We start from the raw sequence: 17,512 nt of genomic DNA, 5'->3' as shown, positions 1-17,512 counted from the left end.
CTGCTCGTCGCCGGGGTTGCACCCGGCGGGGTGGACGGACGAGGGGAACCGCTCCCCCGCGCCCCACCCCCCCGACCCCCCGCCGCCCCAGCCCGGCGGCGCCCCGCCCCCGGGCGCGCGGCGCCGCCCCCGGGGCGCCACTGGGGCGGGCCGCCCCCGGGCCTCGTTCTGCTCGCTGTCGGGGTACTACTCCCCCTTGCCCGCGGCTGCCTTCTTCTCCTCGGCGTCCTCGATGACCGCCTCGGCAACCTGCTGCATGGACATCCGGCGGTCCATGGAGGTCTTCTGGATCCAGCGGAACGCGGCCGGCTCGGACAGCCCGTACTGCGTCTGCAGGATGCTCTTCGCCCGATCCACGAGCTTGCGGGTCTCCAAGCGCATGGAGAGGTCAGCGACCTCCTTCTCCAGCGCACGGAGCTCAGCGAACCTCGAAACGGCCATCTCGATGGCGGGTACGACGTCGCTCTTGCTGAAGGGCTTCACCAGGTACGCCATGGCCCCGGCGTCCCGCGCCCGCTCCACCAGGTCGCGCTGCGAGAACGCGGTCAGCATCAGCACGGGGGCGATGGACTCCTCCGCGATCTTCTCGGCGGCGGAGATGCCGTCCAGTACGGGCATCTTCACATCGAGGATCACCAGGTCGGGCCGGTGCTCCCGGGCCAGCTCAACGGCGGTCTGCCCGTCTCCGGCCTCGCCGACGACGGCGTAGCCCTCTTCCTCCAGCATTTCCTTGAGGTCGAGACGGATGAGCGCCTCGTCCTCGGCGATGACGACCCGGGTCGTCAGCGGCGGAACGTGCGACTGGTCGGCGTCGGGCGTGGGCGTCGACTCGTGCTCGGCGGTCACGGATGGCTCCTCTTTGCGGGGCATATCAAGCTCCCCTGAGCCTACCCACCTCCTGTATGGTGGTGTCGCGCAGGGCTCCCCCGAGCCTTCGTTTCTTAGGCCCCAGTACTCCAACCGGTTAGAGAGGCCGCTCTCAAACAGCGGACAGTGTGGGTTCGAATCCCACCTGGGGCACATAACTTCGATTCCATGGTCACGCGAGTTTCGCGTGACCATCGCTCTTTCTAGCGAAGCTTGCCAAATCCCATCATGCGGACGCATCACGTGCAGCAGCGTCGGTCACATGTACGACATCGCCACGCGCATCCGCACCCTGAGCCTGCTCGACGAGGGTCGCAGCATGAACTCGGTCAGCAAGGAAACGGGCATTTCCCGGGCCGCGATTCGCTCCTGGCAAAAGCGGCTGGACCCCCTGGTCAACCAGGCCGCATCCTGCGCTCCCCCCACCGACACGGCCTCCTACTCTTACCTACTCGGCCTCTATCTCGGCGATGGCTACATAAGCCAGCCTGCGAATCACCGCGTGCCGAGCATGAGGATCACCTGTGACGACAAGTGGCCCGGCCTCATGAACTGCGCGGAACAGTCGATGCGGCAAGTGTTCCCGTCCAATCGGGTATGCCGGGCCCGGAAGGCCGGCTGCCACGACGTCAAGGTGCACTCGAAGCACCTCACCTGCCTGTTCCCCCAGCACGGGCCCGGGAAGAAGCACGAGCGGCGGATCATCCTTGAGGACTGGCAGCAGGCCATCGTCGACGCCCACCCCTGGGAGTTCATCCGGGGGCTCATCCACTCCGACGGGTGTCGGATCACCAACTGGACCGTCCGCAACGGCAAGCGCTACGAGTACCCCCGGTACTTCTTCACCAACAAGTCCGACGACATCCGCAAGCTCTGCACGGACACCCTCGCGAAGGTCGGCGTCCAGTGGACGATCCTGGCGCGCGGCAGCGACCCCTTCAACGTGTCCATCGCCCGCAAGGCGTCCGTCGCGCTGATGGACGAGCACATCGGGCCGAAGTACTAGGTGCGCCCAGCGCCTCGGCGCCGCAGGTAGTAGGCGACGGTGACGACAAAGAGCAGCGGCCCCCACAGCAGCATCGGCACGTAGCACGCGTTCATGATCCACGCGGCTGCGCCCTGAGGGGCCTCGGATCCACCTACATCGGCGGGCGCGCCTCCCCAGAACATCTGCAAGGACAGCGCGGTGACCGCGCAAGCCCCCAGTGTCGCCGGAACGACCGCCGCCCATGTCGGGATGCGCCTGCCGGCGAGGATCGGTATCCAGCGTGGGACCGTCTCGCCCCACGGCCTGACCAGGCCGATGGTGAGGAGTGCCAGTCCTTCGGTGAAGAGGGTCAACAAGGTGATGTAGGAGGAGGTTTCGAGGCCGGGCTGCCAGTCCTTGGCCAGTTGCCCGCTGAAGCCGACGGGGATGCCGACGGCCATGGCCATGCGCCATAACCCCGACGGCAGGACGGCCACCGGTACGGCGTGGGCCATCCGGTTCGCCCAGCGCGGCACCGTGTGGGAACCGGCGTGGGGCTCGGCGGACAGGGCGTTCCCGGTAGCCATGGCGACCTCCCGATGGGCGTGTGCGTTGTCTCAAGATCCTCCGCCGCGCGCCCGGGCCGGGCGTCCTGCCAGGGTGTCGTCTTGCTGCGACCTTCGGTTGAGTCGGCCTACCTCCTGAGCATGATCCGCCGGGCGGGTCCTAGCGGGCCAGGCCGCGCAGGACGGTCGTCACGTGGGCTTCCGCGTCGGCCGGGTCCAACGGGGCGTGGGCGACCAGGAGGCGGTACCAGAAGGGGCCGAAGACCAGGTCGGTGGCGTGGGCGAGGTCGGTGGTGGCGGGGAGTTCCTCGCGGGTGATGGCGCGGGTGAGGAGGGTTGCGACGACCTCGCGGCGGGTGGCGGCCCAGGCGCGGAAGGGTTCCGCGAAGGCGGGGTCGAGTTGGGCTTCGGCCATGAGGCCGGTGAGGGCTTTGACGCGGACGGGGTCGCGGCCGATGCGGTAGAGGTCGGTGACGAAGGTGGTGAGGTCGCCGGCGAGGGTGCCGGTGTCGGGTTCGGGGACGCGGGTGGCGGTTTCGTGGGCGTAGGCGTCCATGACGAGGGCGGGCTTGGACTTCCACCAGCGGTAGACGGTGCTCTTGGCCACGTTGGCGCGCTTGGCGACGCCTTCGATGGTGAGGGCGCCGTAGCCGTTTTCCACGAGGAGTGCGGCGGTGGCTTCGAGGACGGAGTGGTGGGCGTCTTCGTTGCGGAGGCGGCCGCCGGTGCGGGGTGGGTTCCCCGAAGGAGTGATTGACACGGCTTCACGATAGCCCTACCGTTTTATCGAAACGCGGCGTCGCGTTTCGATTGATGGGTCGGGCGAGAGCAGGGGGCGGAGCCATGGGCAGGATCGTGATCGCGCACGGGTACGGGATGAGTGGCGGGGAGCACTGGTATGCGGCGACGGGTGAGGAGTTCGCTGCCGAGGGGCATGAGGTGCGGATTCCGAATTTCCCCGAGCCGTTCGCGCCGGAGGCCGATGTGTGGCTGAGGGAGCTGGAGGAGCAGACGGAGGGGGCGCCGGCGGGCGAGACCGTGCTGGTGGGTCACAGTCTGGGCGGGGTGAATGTGCTGCGGTTGCTTCAGCGGCACGACACGGAGGCCGAGGGGGCGTTCGCGGGGGTGGTGTTCGTGGCGTCGATGTCCGGGGAGGTGGGGTACGACGCGTTGGCGCCGTTCTTCACGCCGGAGTTCGACTGGCAGCGGATCCGTAAGGCGGCGCGGGAGTTCCGGGTGCTGCACGCGGCGGATGACCCGGTGACGGGTGAGGAGACCGGTGAGCATGTGTTGCGGTTCGTGCGGGAGCTGGGCGCGGAGGCGCGGGTGACCGCGTCGGGCGGGCACTTCCCGAGTGCGGGTGAGAGCCGGTTGGAGTTGCCCGACGCGGTGCGTCTTATACGTGAGGTGCTGTAGCCGGGGCCGCTGGGTGTCGGCTTCAGCGGACGGCGTCGCCGATGTGGTGGACGCGGACGAGGTTGGTGGATCCGGTGACGCCGGGGGGTGAGCCGGCGGTGATGACGACGATGTCGCCGGGTACGCAGCGGCCGATGCGCAGGAGTTCTTCTTCGACTTGGGCGACCATCGCGTCGGTGGAGTCGACGTGGGGGCCGAGGAAGGTTTCGACGCCCCAGGTGAGGTTGAGCTGGGAGCGGGTGGCGGGGTCGGGGGTGAAGGCGAGGACGGGAATGGGTGAGCGGTAGCGGGAGAGCCTGCGGACGGTGTCTCCGCTCTGGGTGAAGGCGACGAGGAATTTGGCGCCGAGGAAGTCGCCCATTTCGGCGGCGGCGCGGGCGACTGCTCCGCCTTGGGTGCGGGGCTTGTTGCGGTCAGTGAGTGGGGGGAGGCCCTTGGCGAGGATGTCTTCTTCGGCGGCTTCGATGATGCGGGCCATGGTGCGGACGGTTTCGACGGGGTATTTGCCGACGCTGGTTTCGCCGGAGAGCATGACGGCGTCGGTGCCGTCGATGACGGCGTTGGCGACGTCGGATGCTTCGGCGCGGGTGGGCCGGGAGTTGTCGATCATCGAGTCGAGCATCTGGGTGGCGACGATGACGGGTTTGGCGTTGCGCTTGGCGAGCTTGACGGCTCGCTTCTGGACGATCGGGACCTGTTCCAGGGGCATTTCGACGCCGAGGTCGCCGCGGGCGACCATGATGCCGTCGAAGGCGGCGACGATGTCGTCGATGTTTTCGACTGCTTGGGGCTTTTCGACCTTGGCGATGACGGGGAGGCGTCGGCCTTCTTCGTCCATGATGCGGTGGACGTCTTGGATGTCGTTGCCGCTGCGGACGAAGGAGAGGGCGATGACGTCGGCGCCGATGCGCAGGGCCCAGCGGAGGTCGTCGATGTCTTTTTCGGAGAGGGCGGGTACGGAGACTGCGACGCCGGGGAGGTTGAGTCCCTTGTGGTCGGAGACCATGCCGCCTTCGATGACGCGGGTGTGGACGCGGGGGCCGTCGACGGCGGTGACTTCGAGGGTGACGCGGCCGTCGTCTACGAGGATGCGTTCGCCGGTGGTGACGTCGGTGGCGAGGCCTTTGTAGGTGGTGCCGCAGGTGTGGCGGTCGCCTTCGTGGTCTTCGACGGTGATGGTGAATTCGTCGCCGCGTTCAAGGAGTACGGGTCCTTCGCGGAAGCGGCCCAGGCGGATCTTCGGGCCTTGAAGGTCTGCGAGGACGCCGACGCTGCGTCCGGTTTCGTCGGCGGCCTTGCGGACGCGCTGGTATCGCTCCTCGTGTTCGGCGTAGGTGCCGTGGCTGAGGTTGAAGCGGGCGATGTCCATTCCGGCTTCGACCAGGGCTTTGATCTGGTCGTATGAGTCGGTGGCGGGGCCCAGGGTACATACGATTTTCGCTCGGCGCATGGGGCGAGCGTATGCCCCTACCAGGCAGTAGGAAATTGGTTCCGGGTGTCCACTCAACAACCTTTAGGCAAAAGGTTGTTGACAATTGTTGAATGTGCATGGGGGTGCTCTGATGAGCACCCCCGAGGCGCCGAATGTTCGACCTGGAGAGGTGTTTCAGAGCTGGGGAGGGGTCATGGTGAAGCGGGCGTTGACCTGCGCGTAGACGGTCTGGCGCTGGGGTTCGAGGTCGAGTGCGGGGGCGGTGTCCTCGGTGGCGCTGAAGGCCATGGTGCGCATGCCGGCGCCGGGGGCGCCGGCCCGGAAGGGGGCGGGGGCGTTCTCGGCTCCGAGGTCGGCGAGTTCGACGAGGGCGGCGAGGTTGGCTCCGAGGGCGGCGGCGTATTCGCGGGCGCGCTGGACGGCTTCGAGTACGGCTTGGCGGCGGGCTTCGCCGTGGGCGGGCGAGGTGGGGCGCAGGGCCCACCAGGGGCCGTCGACCTGGGTGAGTTCGAGGTCGGCGAGGCGGGTGGTGAGTTCGCCGAGGGTGGTGAAGTCGTTGAGTTCGGCGGTGAGGTGGACGCGTCCGTGGTAGGCGCGGATGCGTTCGCCGCGGCCGTGGCGGGTGAGTTCGGGGGTGATGGAGAAGGCGCCGGTTTCGAGTTTTTCGACGGGGTCGCCGTAGCTTTTGACGAGGTCGAGGACGGCGTTGTTGCGGCGGGTGAGGTCTTCGAGGGCGGTGCGCCGGTCGGTGCCGCGGGCGCTGACGGTGATGCCGATGCGGGCGATCTCGGGGTCGACTTCGAGGGTGGCTTCGCCGCGGACTGCGACGCGGGGGACTTCGGGGGTTCCGTAGGGCTGGTGCGATGCGTCCTGGGTCATGGTTTCACTCTCGCACTGCCGCTCGTATGAGTGTGGTCATCGGATCGAAACCTGTTGGGGGTGTTGCGTCTTCTTACTGCTGCGTCAGAATCTACGCGCGTTGCCTACATGTACACACGCACCTCACAAGGGGAGATGGCATGGCGTTCGACCGCAGGACTTTTCTGGGTACTTCGGCTGCGACGGGTGCGGCTGTGGCGTTGGCGGGGGCCACGAGCACCCCGGCCGTCGCGGCCGACGGGGCTGCCGGGGCGGCTTCGGCCGCGGGGCCGAGGACGTACGCGTTCACGGTGATGGGGACGACGGACCTGCACGGGAACGTCTTCAACTGGGACTACTTCACGGACAAGGAGTTCGACGACAAGGCGCACAACGATGTGGGTCTGGCGAAGATCTCCACGTTGGTGAACCAGGTGCGGGCGGAGAAGGGGCGGCGCAACACGCTGTTGATCGACGCCGGTGACACCATTCAGGGCACGCAGTTGTCGTACTACTACGCGAAGGTGGATCCGATCACCGCGCGGCGTGGTCCGGTGCATCCGATGGCGCAGGCGATGAACGCGATCGGGTACGACGCGGCGGCGTTGGGGAACCACGAGTTCAACTACGGCATTCCGGTGCTGCGCAAGTTCGAGGAGCAGTGTGATTTCCCGCTGCTGGGGGCGAACGCGCTGGATGCGAAGACGTTGCGGCCGGCGTTCCCTCCGTACAGCATGCACCGGCTGCGCACTCCGCACGGGCGGGATGTGAAGGTGGCGGTGCTGGGTCTGACGAATCCGGGGATCGCGATCTGGGACAAGGCGAACGTGCAGGGGAAGATGACGTTCCCGGGCCTTGAGGAGCAGGCGGCGAAGTACGTGCCGCGGCTGCGGTCGCTGGGTGCGGATGTGGTGATCGTGTCGGCGCATTCGGGTTCGAGCGGTACGTCTTCGTACGGTGACCAGTTGCCGTACATCGAGAACGCGGCGGGTCTGGTGGCGGAGCAGGTGCCGGGGATCGACGCGATCCTGGTGGGGCACGCGCACACGGAGATCCCGGAGTACCGGGTGAAGAACAAGGCGACCGGCAAGGACGTGGTGCTGTCGGAGCCGCTGAAGTGGGGCAGCGGCTGACGCTGTTCGACTTCGAGCTGACCTGGGCGAAGGGCTGCTGGTCGGTGGCGAAGGTGTCGGCGCGGGTGCTGAATTCGAATACGGCGGTGGAGGACCCGAAGATAGTCCGGCTGCTGTCGGACGAGCACCGCAAGGTGGTGGACTACGTCAATCAGGTGATCGGTACGTCCACGCAGGCGATGTCCTCGGCGGACGGTCCGGTCAAGGACGTGGCCATCATCGACCTGATCAGCCATGTGCAGGCCGAGACGGTGAAGGCGGCGCTGGCGGGTACGGAGTGGGCGGCGCTGCCGGTGCTGTCGCAGGCTTCGTGTTTCTCCCGGACGGCGGCAATCCCGGCGGGTCAGGTGACCATCAAGGACGCGGCGGGTCTGTATCCGTTCGAGAACACCTTGGAGGCGCGGCTGATGACGGGTGCGCAGATGAAGGCGTATCTGGAGTATTCGGCGAAGTACTACGTGCGGACGGCGCCGGGCGAGGTGGTGGATCCGGCGAAGCTGACGAACTCGGAGAGCACGCCGGACTACAACTACGACGCCGTGTACGGGTTGACGTACGACATCGACGTGTCCGAGCCGGTGGGTTCGCGGATCACGGGGCTGTCTTTCCAGGGCAAGCCGGTGGATCCGGCGGCGCAGTTCGTGCTGGCGGTGAACAACTACCGCGCTTCTGGTGGCGGCAACTTCCCGCACGTGCCGAAGGCCAAGCAGTTGTGGGCGAATTCGGATGAGATCCGTAACACGATCATCCAGTGGGTGAAGGCGAAGGGGACGGTGGACCCGGCGCAGTTCGCATCCGTGGACTGGCGTCTGACCCGGGCCGGCATACCCGTCTTCTAAGGACTGATCCTCTTAACGTTTCTTCTTATGGGTGCTCGACCAGTGGGAGCAGTTCCCCCGCGGGCTGTGGGCGGGAGTGCTCCCGCTGTTCGAGGCCGAAGGTGGTGAAGGCGGTGCGGGTGGGCTGCGGGTAGGGCTCCTTGCCCGTCAGGGTGTTCAGGATGGCGGCGCTTCGCCAGGCGGCGAGGCCGAGGTCGGGGGCTCCGACGCCGTGGGTGTGGCGTTCGCCGTTCTGGACGAAGACGCTGCCTGTGACGGAGGGGTCGAGGATCATCCGGTAGCGGTCGTCGATGCGGGGGCGGCCGGAGGAGTCCTTGCGCATGTAGGGGTCGAGTCCGGCGAGGAGGCTGGTGAAGGAGCGTTCGCGGTAGCCGGTGGCGAGGACGACGGCGTCGGTGGTGAGGCGGGACCGGGTGCCTTGGTCCGTGTGTTCGAGGTGGAGTTCGACCTTGGTGGTGGCGACGCGGCCGGCGGTGCGGACGCTGACTCCGGGGGTGAGGACGGCGTCGGGCCAGCCTCCGTCGAGGGTGCGGCGGTAGAGCTCCTCGTGGATGGCGGCGATGGTGTCGGCGTCGATGCCCTTGTGGAGTTGCCACTGGGCGGGGACGAGGCGGTCGCGGACCTGTTCGGGGAGGGCGTGGAAGTAGCGGGTGTAGTCGGGGGTGAAGTGTTCCAGGCCGAGCTTGGAGTACTCCATGGGGGCGAAGGAGGGGGTGCGGGCGAGCCAGGTGAGGCGCTCGCGGCCTGCGGGGCGGGAGCGCAGGAGGTCGAGGAAGACCTCGGCTCCGGACTGGCCCGATCCGATGACGGTGACGTGGTCCGCGCCGAGGATGCGCTGCCGGTTGTCGAGGTATTCGGAGGAGTGGATCACCGGGACGGTGGGGGCTTCGGCGAGGGGGCGCAGCGGTTCGGGGACGTAGGGGGCGGTGCCGATGCCGAGGGCGAGGTTGCGGGTGTAGGTGCGGCCGAGGGCTTCGGCTTCTCCGTCGGCGTCGAGTTGGGTGAAGTCGACTTCGAAGAGGTCGCGTTCGGGGTTCCAGCGGACGGCGTCGACCTGGTGGCCGAAGTGGAGTCCGGGGAGGCGGCCGGCGACCCAGCGGCAGTAGGCGTCGTATTCGGCGCGCTGGATGTGGAAGCGCTCGGCGAAGTAGAAGGGGAAGAGTCGTTCCTTGTGCTTGAGGTAGCTGAGGAATGACCAGGGGCTGGCGGGGTCGGCGAGGGTGACGAGGTCGGCGAGGAAGGGGACTTGGAGGGTGGCTCCGTCGATGAGGAGTCCGGGGTGCCAGCGGAAGTCGCGGCGCTGGTCGTAGAAGGCGGTGGCGAGTTCGCCGGCGCCTTGGTGGGGCAGGCCGTGGGCGAGGGCGGCGAGGGAGAGGTTGAAGGGGCCGATGCCGATTCCGACGAGGTCGTGGGGTGCATCGAGCTGGGCGGTCATCGCTGGGTGCTGCCTTCCAGGAGGTTCACGAGGGTGTCCAGGTCCCCTGCGGTGGTGTGGGGGTTGAGCAGGGTGGCTTTGAGCCACAGGCGGCCGTCCGCGGTGGCGCGGCCCAGGACGGCGGTGCCGTCGAGGAGGAGGGTGCGGCGCAGGGCGGCGAGCCGGGTGTCGTCGGCCTGGGTGGGCCGGAAGAGGACGGTGCTGATGGTGGGCGCCGCGTGGAGTTCGAAGGCGGGGTGTGCTTCGAGGAGCCGGGCGAGGTGTTCGGCGAGTGCGCAGGTGCGGTCGATGAGGTGGGTGAGGCCGTCGCGGCCGAGGGAGCGCAGGGTGGCGGCGATTTTGAAGGCGTCTGCGCGGCGGGTGGTGCGCAGGGAGCGGCCGAGGAGGTCGGGCAGGCCGGCTTCGGTGTCGTCTTCGGCGTTGAGGTAGTCGGCCTGGTGGGCGAGGGGGGCCAGCAGGGCGGTGTCGGGGACGGTGAGGAGTCCGGCGGCGACGGGTTGCCAGCCGAGTTTGTGGAGGTCGAGGGTGATCGACCGGGCGCGGTGGAGGCCTGCGAGTTTGGGGCGGTGGCGGGGGCTGAGGGCGAGGAGGCCGCCGTACGCGGCGTCGATGTGGAGGTCGGCGCGGTGCTGGCCTGCGCGGTGTTGGTCGCAGAGGTCGGCGAGGGGGCCGAGGGGGTCGATGAGGCCGGCGTCGGTGGTGCCGGCGGTGGCGGTGACGAGGACGGGGCCGGTGGTGTCGGCGAGGGCTTCGGCGAGGGTGGCCGGGTCGAGGGTCCCGTTGGGGGTGGGGAGGGCGCGGGCGGGGGGCAGGCCGAGGAGCCAGGCGGCGCGCGGGATGGAGTGGTGGGCGTTGGCGCCGTGCAGGACGGTGAGGCGGGGTCCGTGGCGTTCGCGGGCGAGGAGGACGGCCAGTTGGTTGGCTTCGGTGCCGCCGGTGGTGAGGACCGCGTCGGGGTGCGGGGTGTCGTAGAACTCGGCGGCGAGGGTGCGGGTGAGGAGGGCTTCGATCGCGGAGGCGGCGGGGGCCTGGTCCCAGGAGTCGAGGGAGGGGTTGAGGGCGCTGGCGGCGAGGTCGGCGGCGGCCGCGACGGCGAGGGGCGGGCAGTGCAGGTGGGCGGCGCACAGGGGGTCGGCGGGGTCGGCGGCGCCTGCGGCGAGGGTGTGCACGAGGGTCCGTAGCGCTTCGTGATCGCCGTGCCCGTGGTCGGGGAGTAGGTCGCCCAGTGCGGCTTCGACGCGGGCGGTCACGGCTTCGGGTCCGCCTGCGGGGAGCGGGCCGCCGCGGGCGCGGGCTCCGGTGGCGAGGGCGTCGAGGACGGTGTCGAGGAGGGGCCGCAGGGCGTCGGCGCCGTGGGCTCCGCCGGCGAGCGGGGCGGTGCCTCTGCCTGTGCCGGGGGGCGCTGTCATGCGGTTGTGTCCTCACGGGAAAGGATCGTCGGCGGGTGTTGCCCCGTCGAGGGGGCCGGGCACCCGGGCGGTACAACGATCAGACCCGAATGGGGTAACCGTCGGGGGTGCGGCGGGGGCGGTTTTCGGCTGTCCGGCCGGTACGGCCGTTCGGGGCGGGACTGGCCGGCGGTGGGGTGGCGGTGAGGTGGGGATGGCCGGATCGGGATGGGGAAATCTTGGGAATCCGGGCTCTGGGACGCAGGTCGCGGTGGCATTACAGTGCCCTCGGCACGGGGCGCGCGTGCTCTGCGGGAGGGGACCCGATGGCTGGATCCGGAGTGTTGGCGAAGGTGGCCGGCGCGATCGGCGGTAAGACGGTGGCGATGGTCGCCGCGGGGGCCGTGGTGGTCGCGGGTGCGGCCGGTGCGGGTGTGTGGTGGACGTCGCAGGGGCCCGAGCCGGTGGTGGTGGTCCAGCGCAGTACGTCGGTGTCGGTGCCGGCGGGCGGGGAGCAGTTGACGGTCGCGGGGTGTCTGGCGCACGAGACGGCGCTGGGCGGCGGGTATGCGATCGCCGGGTCGGGTTTCGCGACGAACAGCCATTTCATCGGGGGTGCGTGGCTGGCTTCGGCGTTCAACCCGGGTGATGCTCCGTCGACGTTGACCTCGTACGCGCTGTGTGTGAACGCGAAGCCGGAGATCGAGGGCAACCTCGATTTCCAGTTTCCCGCGTACGCGTTCCTGGACAGGGGGAACAAGCTCGCCGCGCCGGGGGGCAGCATTCACGACGTGACGACCGACGGCCCGTTCGCGGGGGCGCCGACCACGACGATGGCCAGACCGAGCTGCGCGGACGGATTCACCATGGTGGGCGCCGAGTTCAAGGCCGACCGGGTCCGGCCGGGGCGGCCGGTGGCGCCGGTTCCGCTGGACCGGCTGACGCCGCAGACGGCGATACCCGGTCCGGCCGGGGCCACTGCCCCTGCCCCCGCGGCTGCCGGTGCGAGTAATTTCATCGCGAGGCTGAACCCGGGTACGGAGTTGAGCTCCCGTCCGTTCCCGCTGCGGGATTCCACGGACGTGCTGCGCATGACGCTGCTCCTGGCTCCTCAGCCGCCGCAGGCGAACTTCGCGGTGGGGGTGCGGCCGGTCTGCGTGAAGCTGAAGAGCGTCTCGGTGGTGACGGCCCAGGTGGCGGTCGCGGCGGGCGGCAGCGCGCAGGCGACGGTGACCTGCCCCAAGAACCGGCTGCTGCTGGGTGGCGGTTTCATTTTCCCGACGCCGAACGAGGAGGGGGCGCTGGAGGCCCCGCAGCGGTATTTCGGGGACGGCTGGCTGTTCGCGGGGACGAACGGGCCCGCGGTGGCGGGTACGCCGTCGGGCAGCCGGGTGAGGGACTGGCACGTCACGGGGGTGAACCAGCAGAAGCGTGACGGGCTGTACCACGATTCGGCGTGGGTCGAGCACAGTGACGCCGAGACCTCGACGGGCAACGTCTACCTCGACGCGGACGCGCATGGCGGGGACGACCAGAGGCTGCGTGTCTCCCCGATACCGGACGCGCAGCCGATGATCGCCAGCGCGGTGTGTGCGACGGTCGACGCGAAGGCCACCTCGCCCGCGAAGGGGCCCTCGCCGACGTCGGTGGGGCGGCCCGACCTGCCTTCGGTGCCGGGGGCGTTGGATCCTTCCGTTCCGGCTTCGGGGTCGCCGTCGGTGTCCCCGTCCGCGTCCGCGTCGCCGTCGGTGTCCCCGTCCGCGTCGCCGTCGCAGTCCCCGGGGCGCAGTGCCCCGCCCTCGTCCGGTACGCCGAACTCTCCCGGGGCCTCCCCCGGCCGGCCCACCAACGGCGGGAACCCGCAGCCGTCGACGAGCGCACCGCAGCAGCCGCAGAAACCGGCGGTGGCCATTTCGCAGCCGGGCGACGGCGGGAAGCTGCGGCGCGGCTGCGAGGAGCACTTCGCCGGTTCGGCGCGGACCCGGCCGGGTGACCGGGCCATCACCGATCCGCAGTACACGGCCTGGCAGCTGAAGGGACCGAACGGGCCGGTGGCGCTGGGGGCGGGCCCGTCGGGCAGCTTCGTGGTTCCGCTGCTGCCCGACGGGACGTATCCGCTGGTGTTCACCGCGACCGACCCGGGCAGCGGCCTGACGGCCAGTGCCCAGGTGTCGGTGCAGATCGTCGGCTGTATCCGTTAGGCCGGCTGGGCCGTCTCTTTCGGACGTTGCCGGTCGGGCCCGCGTCGTCCGGTGAGAGACGGCCTACGCCCCGCGTACCCGCAGGGTGCGGGCGAGGTCGTCGAGCTGGTCGACGAGCACGCGGCGCAGCATCGGGATGATCTCCGGGTCCTCCAGGGCGGCGTGGCCGGCCTGGAGGTTGGCCTCGTCGGCGTGGTGGGCGGGGAAGGCCCAGCGGCCGGCGGCCTCGCCGATGGCCGGGCCGCGGCGGGCTCCGACGCCGATGGCCTCGGGGTAGTAGCGGGCGACGTAGTCCCGTACGAGGTCGGTCTGTTCGGGCTGCCAGAAGCCCTGGGCGGTGGCGGTGAAGAGGTAGTTGGACAGGGTGTCGTCGTGGAAGAGCCGGTCCCAGGCGGCGGCCTTCGCCTCGGGGGTGGGCAGGGCGGCGCGGCAGCGGGCGGCGCCTTCCTGGCCGGTGGCGCTGGGGTCCGCGGTGAGGGCCGCGTCGATGTCCTGGCCGTCGACCGCGCCGAGTACGGACAGCCGGGCCAGGATGCGCCAGCGCAGTTCGGGGTCGAGTTCGGGGCCGCCGGGGACGGTGCCTTCGGCGAGCCAGGCGGCCACGGTGTCGGGCTGGGTCGCGCTGTCGATGAAGGCGCGGACGGCGACGAGCCGCAGGCCGGGGTCGGAGCCGTCCTCGGTGCGCCGCAGCAGGGCGCGGGTGAGGGAGGTGAGGGTGGCGAGGGCTGCGGTGCGGTGTTCGGGGGCTAGGTAGCGGTCGGCGATCTGGTTGCGGGCGAAGCCGAGTACGTTCTGGACGATCTCCAGGTTGGTTTCCGCGGGTACGTGGGCTTCGGCGGTCGCCAGGTAGTCGGCGGCGGCGAGTTCGCCGTCGCGGACCATGTCGCGCAGGGAGTTCCAGACGACGGCGCGGGTGAGGGCGTCGGGGATGCGGGAGATGCCGCGCAGGGCGGTTTCCAGCGAGGTCCCGTCGAGGCGGACCTTGGCGTAGGTGAGGTCGCCGTCGTTGAGAACGAGGAGGGCGGGGCGCGGGCCGCCGACGGAGAGGATCTCGTCGGACGGTACGTCGAGGGCGAGGATCTCCCGGCGTTCGACGGCTCCGTCGGGGGCCTGGTCGTAGAGGCCGGCCGCGATGTGGTGGGTGCGGCCGCCGGTGCGGTCGACGGTGAGGGTCCAGCCGCCGTGGTTCTCCTCGATGCGCGGTGTGAGGGTGTCGACTCCCGTAGTGCGCAGCCAGGTTTCGGCCCAGGCGTGGACGTCGCGGTCGGTGTGGGCGGCGAGGGAGTCCACGAAGTCGGCGAGGGAGGCGTTGGCGAACTTGTGGCGGGCGAAGTGGGTGTTGATGCCGGCCAGGAAGTCCTTCTCGCCGAGCCAGGCGACGAGTTGGCGGAGCGCGGAGGCGCCCTTGGCGTAGGAGATGCCGTCGAAGTTGAGGAGGGCGGAGGCGGTGTCGGGGACGGAGGCGGCGTCCGGGGCGACGGGGTGGGTGGAGGGGCGCTGGTCGGCGTCGTAGCCCCAGGGCTTGCGTTCCATGCCGAATCCGGTCCAGGGCTCGGTGAAGCGGGTGGCTTCGACGAGGGTCTGGTAGCCCATGTATTCGGCGAAGGACTCGTTGAGCCAGATGTCGTCCCACCAGCTGAGGGTGACGAGGTCGCCGAACCACATGTGGGCCATCTCGTGGGCGATGGTCACGGCGCGCCGCTGCCGTTCGTTGTCGGTGACGGCGGAGCGGAAGACGAACTCGTCCCGGAAGGTGACCAGGCCCGGGTTCTCCATGGCGCCCGCGTTGAACTCCGGTACGAAGGCCTGGTCGTAGGAGTCGAAGGGGTAGGGCTCGGTGAACTTCTCGTGGAAGCGGTCGTAGCAGTCGGTGGTGAGGGAGAAGATCTCCTCCGCGTCCGCGTCGAGGTACGGGGCGAGGGAGCGGCGGCAGTGGAGGCCGAAGGGGATTCCCGCGTGCTCGGTGCGGATGCTGTGCCAGGGGCCTGCGGCGACGGCGGCGAGGTAGGTGGAGATGACGGGGGTCGGGGCGGACTTCCAGATTCCGGCGCCGGTGCCGTCGCTGGCGCCGTCGCCGTTGCCCTCGCCCTCTCCCTCGCCTTCGCGGTCGCCGATGCGCGTGGTGATGCCGTTGGTGAGGACGGTCCACTGCGCGGGGGCGGTGACGGTGAACTCGAAGACGGCCTTCAGATCGGGCTGGTCGAAGGCCGCGAAGACCCGCTGGACGTCGTCGAGGAACATCTGGGTGTAGACGTACGCCTCCCCGTCCACGGGGTCGGTGAAGCGGTGGAGGCCTTCGCCGGTGCGGGAGTAGCGCATGCGGGCTTCGATGCGGAGCTCGTGGGGGCCTTCGGCGAGGCCGGTGAGCGGGAGGCGGCCGTCGGTGAGGGCGGCGGGGTCCAGGGGGTGTCCGTCGAGCTCTACGGAGTGCAGTTCGTCCGGTTTCAGCTCGACGAAGGTGTCTCCGGCGGTGCGGGCGGAGAACCGGATGACGGTACGGGACTCGAAGGTCTCGTCGCCGGTGGTCAGGTCGAGGGCGACCTCGTAGTGGCGGACGTCGAGGAGCTGGGCTCGGAGCTGCGCTTCGTTGCGCGTCAATGCGGACATGGGGCCCATGCTGCCGGATAACGGCGCCGGGCCCCAGGGCCCCGGGCGGCTACTCCTCGCCCGCGGCGATCGTCTCGTGGTGGCGGATGACCTCGGCGATGATGAAGTTGAGGAGCTTCTCGGCGAAGGCCGGGTCCAGCTTGGCGTTCTCGGCGAGCTGGCGCAGCCGGGCGATCTGGCTGGCCTCGCGGCCCGGGTCGGCCGGGGGCAGCTGGTGGCGGGCCTTGAGGTGGCCGACCTGCTGGGTGCACTTGAAGCGCTCGGCGAGCATGTGCACCACGGCCGCGTCGATGTTGTCGATGCTGTCCCTCAGGCGGGCCAGTTCTGCGGTGACGGTCTCGTCGATGTCGCTGGTGTTCATGGTTCCCGAGAATACGTGGCGGGCGCGTCCGGTTCCTCGGCCAGTCGGCCAGTGAGACGGCGGGGGTACGAACCCACGTGGATCATCCGAGACCGGCCGGAGACGGCCTAGGAGAGCGGTAGGACCGCTGTGACGAGCCAGCCGCCTTCGGGGGCGGGGCCGGCGGTGAGGGAGCCGCCGAGGGCCTCGGCCCGTTCGGCCATGCCGACGAGGCCGTAGCCGCCGCCCCGGGCGTTCTCGGAGAGCCGCAGGGGGCGGCCGCCGCCGTCGGCGATGCGGACCTCCAGGCCGGCCGGGACGGTGCGCAGGCCGATCCGGACGGCGGTGGCGGTCGCGGCGTGCTTGCCGATGTTGGTGAGGGCTTCGAGGACGATGCGGTGGGCGGTGGCGGCGACGTCGGCGGGGAGCCTGGTCTCCAGGCCGTCCTCGATGTAGAGGACCAGGGGCGGGCCGGTGGCGGTGAACCGTTCCGCCAGTTCGCGGATCTCGCGGAGGCCGGCTACGGGGGCGGTGCCCGTGCCCGTGCCGGGGGCTTGTCCGGGGGCCGGTCCGGGGCCGCCCGCGCCCGTGTCTTCGGCGCCTTCGCGGAGGATCTTGACGAGGCGGCGCATGGAGCCGAGGGCCTCGTCCCCGGCGGACTCGATGCGGCCGAAGATCTCGCCGGCGCGTTCGGCGGAGACGTTGGTGAACCGGGCGGCCCGTGCCTCGACGACGATGCCGGTCACGTGGTGGGCGACCAGGTCGTGGAGCTCGCGCGCCAGTTCCAGGCGTTCCGCGCTGCGTACGGCGCGCAGCTCGCGGACGCGCTGGACGGACTGCAGGCGCAGGAGCAGCGAGTAGGCGCCGACGACCACGGCGAGCACGGAGAAGAGCAGGGTGAACCGGCCCGGGTCGGTGTCCCGGACGGGCACCGCCATGCAGCCGAGCCCGAGGAGCGGGCCGAGTACGGCGGCGGTGCGGGCGGGGGCGCGGAGCAGGATCTGGGTGAGGAGGACGAGGAGCGCGATGGCTTCGCCGCCGCCCCAGACGACGACGGGGTGGTTGCCGAAGATCAGGAGGAGCGTGACGGTCCAGGTGACGGTGGCGGCGAACCAGGCGCGTGCGATGAGCGGCATGCCGGGCCAGGGCGCGGCGCTGAGGCAGACGAGGATGCCGGATACCCAGACGGCGGCGTGGGGGGCGCTGGGCTGGCGGGCGAGGACGACGCCCTCGAAGCTGACGAGGGCGAGGAGGGTGACGGAGAGGATGATCCGGATCCAGTCCGCGATGTAGGGGTGGCGGCGGGCCCATGGGCCCAGGGGGCTCATCGGTTGCCTCCGGCTCCGCGGGTCGCGTGGGTACGGGTGCGGGTACGAGTACCGGTGCGCGGGGCGGTGGGGGCCGGGCCCGTGGGGGTGGACGTCGTGGGGGACGCTGCGCGCCGCCTTCCTGGGGCGCCGCCC

13 protein-coding genes, 1 tRNA gene and 1 pseudogene are annotated in these 17,512 nt (G+C 70.2%); 5 read left to right on the top strand and 10 right to left on the bottom strand.

The window, feature by feature from the left end; genetic code table 11:
- Positions 1–186: 186 nt before the first annotated feature.
- Positions 187–846 (bottom strand): ANTAR domain-containing response regulator, encoded by a 660-nt coding sequence (locus tag ACFXDJ_RS29990; protein WP_384653058.1) that lies wholly within the window; start codon positions 844–846, stop codon positions 187–189.
- Between the two features lie 99 nt (positions 847–945).
- On the opposite strand from ACFXDJ_RS29990, the gene ACFXDJ_RS29985 reads away from it, so the two are divergent.
- A tRNA-Leu gene (locus tag ACFXDJ_RS29985) sits at positions 946–1,020 on the top strand.
- 109 nt (positions 1,021–1,129) lie between these two features.
- The gene (locus tag ACFXDJ_RS29980) at positions 1,130–1,873 is read left to right on the top strand and encodes a transcriptional regulator (protein WP_384653056.1); all 744 of its coding nucleotides are present in this window, start codon (positions 1,130–1,132) and stop codon (positions 1,871–1,873) included.
- On the opposite strand, the gene ACFXDJ_RS29975 is transcribed toward ACFXDJ_RS29980, so the two are convergent.
- Both ACFXDJ_RS29975 and ACFXDJ_RS29970 read right to left on the bottom strand, forming a co-directional pair.
- A complete protein-coding gene (locus tag ACFXDJ_RS29975; protein WP_384653055.1) occupies positions 1,870–2,421 on the bottom strand; it encodes a hypothetical protein in 552 nt (183 codons plus the stop codon). The genes ACFXDJ_RS29980 and ACFXDJ_RS29975 overlap by 4 nt on opposite strands.
- 139 nt (positions 2,422–2,560) lie before the next feature.
- Positions 2,561–3,160 (bottom strand): TetR/AcrR family transcriptional regulator, encoded by a 600-nt coding sequence (locus tag ACFXDJ_RS29970; protein WP_384653053.1) that lies wholly within the window; start codon positions 3,158–3,160, stop codon positions 2,561–2,563.
- Between the two features lie 83 nt (positions 3,161–3,243).
- Here ACFXDJ_RS29970 and ACFXDJ_RS29965 point away from each other — a divergent pair, with 83 nt between their 5' ends.
- A complete protein-coding gene (locus ACFXDJ_RS29965; protein ID WP_384653051.1) occupies positions 3,244–3,816 on the top strand; it encodes an RBBP9/YdeN family alpha/beta hydrolase in 573 nt (190 codons plus the stop codon).
- Positions 3,817–3,838: 22 nt separating this feature from the next.
- Here ACFXDJ_RS29965 and pyk read toward each other — a convergent pair whose 3' ends face one another.
- Both pyk and ACFXDJ_RS29955 read right to left on the bottom strand, forming a co-directional pair.
- Positions 3,839–5,266, bottom strand: a complete 1,428-nt coding sequence (gene pyk / locus ACFXDJ_RS29960) for a pyruvate kinase (RefSeq protein ID WP_384653049.1) — start codon at positions 5,264–5,266, stop codon at positions 3,839–3,841.
- A gap of 156 nt (positions 5,267–5,422) precedes the next feature.
- Positions 5,423–6,127, bottom strand: coding sequence for an SIMPL domain-containing protein (locus tag ACFXDJ_RS29955; RefSeq protein ID WP_384653047.1), 705 nt, complete (start codon positions 6,125–6,127; stop codon positions 5,423–5,425).
- 140 nt (positions 6,128–6,267) lie between these two features.
- Between ACFXDJ_RS29955 and ACFXDJ_RS29950 the strand changes: the two are divergent.
- Positions 6,268–8,078, top strand: a pseudogene (locus tag ACFXDJ_RS29950) (bifunctional metallophosphatase/5'-nucleotidase).
- A gap of 25 nt (positions 8,079–8,103) precedes the next feature.
- On the opposite strand, the gene ACFXDJ_RS29945 reads toward ACFXDJ_RS29950, so the two are convergent.
- Both ACFXDJ_RS29945 and ACFXDJ_RS29940 read right to left on the bottom strand, forming a co-directional pair.
- Complete coding sequence (locus ACFXDJ_RS29945; protein WP_384653045.1) at positions 8,104–9,513, bottom strand: lysine N(6)-hydroxylase/L-ornithine N(5)-oxygenase family protein; 1,410 nt, start codon at positions 9,511–9,513, stop codon at positions 8,104–8,106.
- On the bottom strand, positions 9,510–10,922 hold the full coding sequence (locus tag ACFXDJ_RS29940; RefSeq protein WP_384850903.1) for a pyridoxal phosphate-dependent decarboxylase family protein: 1,413 nt from the start codon (positions 10,920–10,922) through the stop codon (positions 9,510–9,512). The genes ACFXDJ_RS29945 and ACFXDJ_RS29940 overlap by 4 nt, the downstream gene beginning before the upstream one ends.
- Positions 10,923–11,227: 305 nt before the next feature.
- Between ACFXDJ_RS29940 and ACFXDJ_RS29935 the strand changes: the two genes are divergently transcribed.
- On the top strand, positions 11,228–13,102 hold the full coding sequence (locus ACFXDJ_RS29935) for a hypothetical protein (RefSeq protein ID WP_384653041.1): 1,875 nt from the start codon (positions 11,228–11,230) through the stop codon (positions 13,100–13,102).
- Between the two features lie 63 nt (positions 13,103–13,165).
- Here ACFXDJ_RS29935 and pepN read toward each other — a convergent pair whose 3' ends face one another.
- The 3 genes from pepN to ACFXDJ_RS29920 form a co-directional block, all read right to left on the bottom strand.
- The gene (gene pepN / locus ACFXDJ_RS29930) at positions 13,166–15,709 is read right to left on the bottom strand and encodes an aminopeptidase N (protein WP_384653039.1); all 2,544 of its coding nucleotides are present in this window, start codon (positions 15,707–15,709) and stop codon (positions 13,166–13,168) included.
- A 49-nt stretch (positions 15,710–15,758) separates the two neighbouring features.
- On the bottom strand, positions 15,759–16,070 hold the full coding sequence (locus ACFXDJ_RS29925; RefSeq protein WP_215030031.1) for a chorismate mutase: 312 nt from the start codon (positions 16,068–16,070) through the stop codon (positions 15,759–15,761).
- A 107-nt stretch (positions 16,071–16,177) separates the two neighbouring features.
- Positions 16,178–17,377 carry a sensor histidine kinase gene (locus ACFXDJ_RS29920; RefSeq protein ID WP_384653037.1) on the bottom strand — a complete coding sequence of 400 codons (1,200 nt, stop codon included), beginning with the start codon at positions 17,375–17,377 and terminating at the stop codon, positions 16,178–16,180.
- Positions 17,378–17,512: the final 135 nt, after the last annotated feature.

The sequence above is a fragment of the Streptomyces sp. NPDC059443 genome, from assembly GCF_042750105.1.
In the GTDB taxonomy this organism is placed as follows: Bacteria; Actinomycetota; Actinomycetes; order Streptomycetales; family Streptomycetaceae; genus Streptomyces.
The sequence above is the reverse complement of the archived record's forward strand: the minus strand, read 5'-3'. Positions and strand labels throughout refer to the sequence as shown.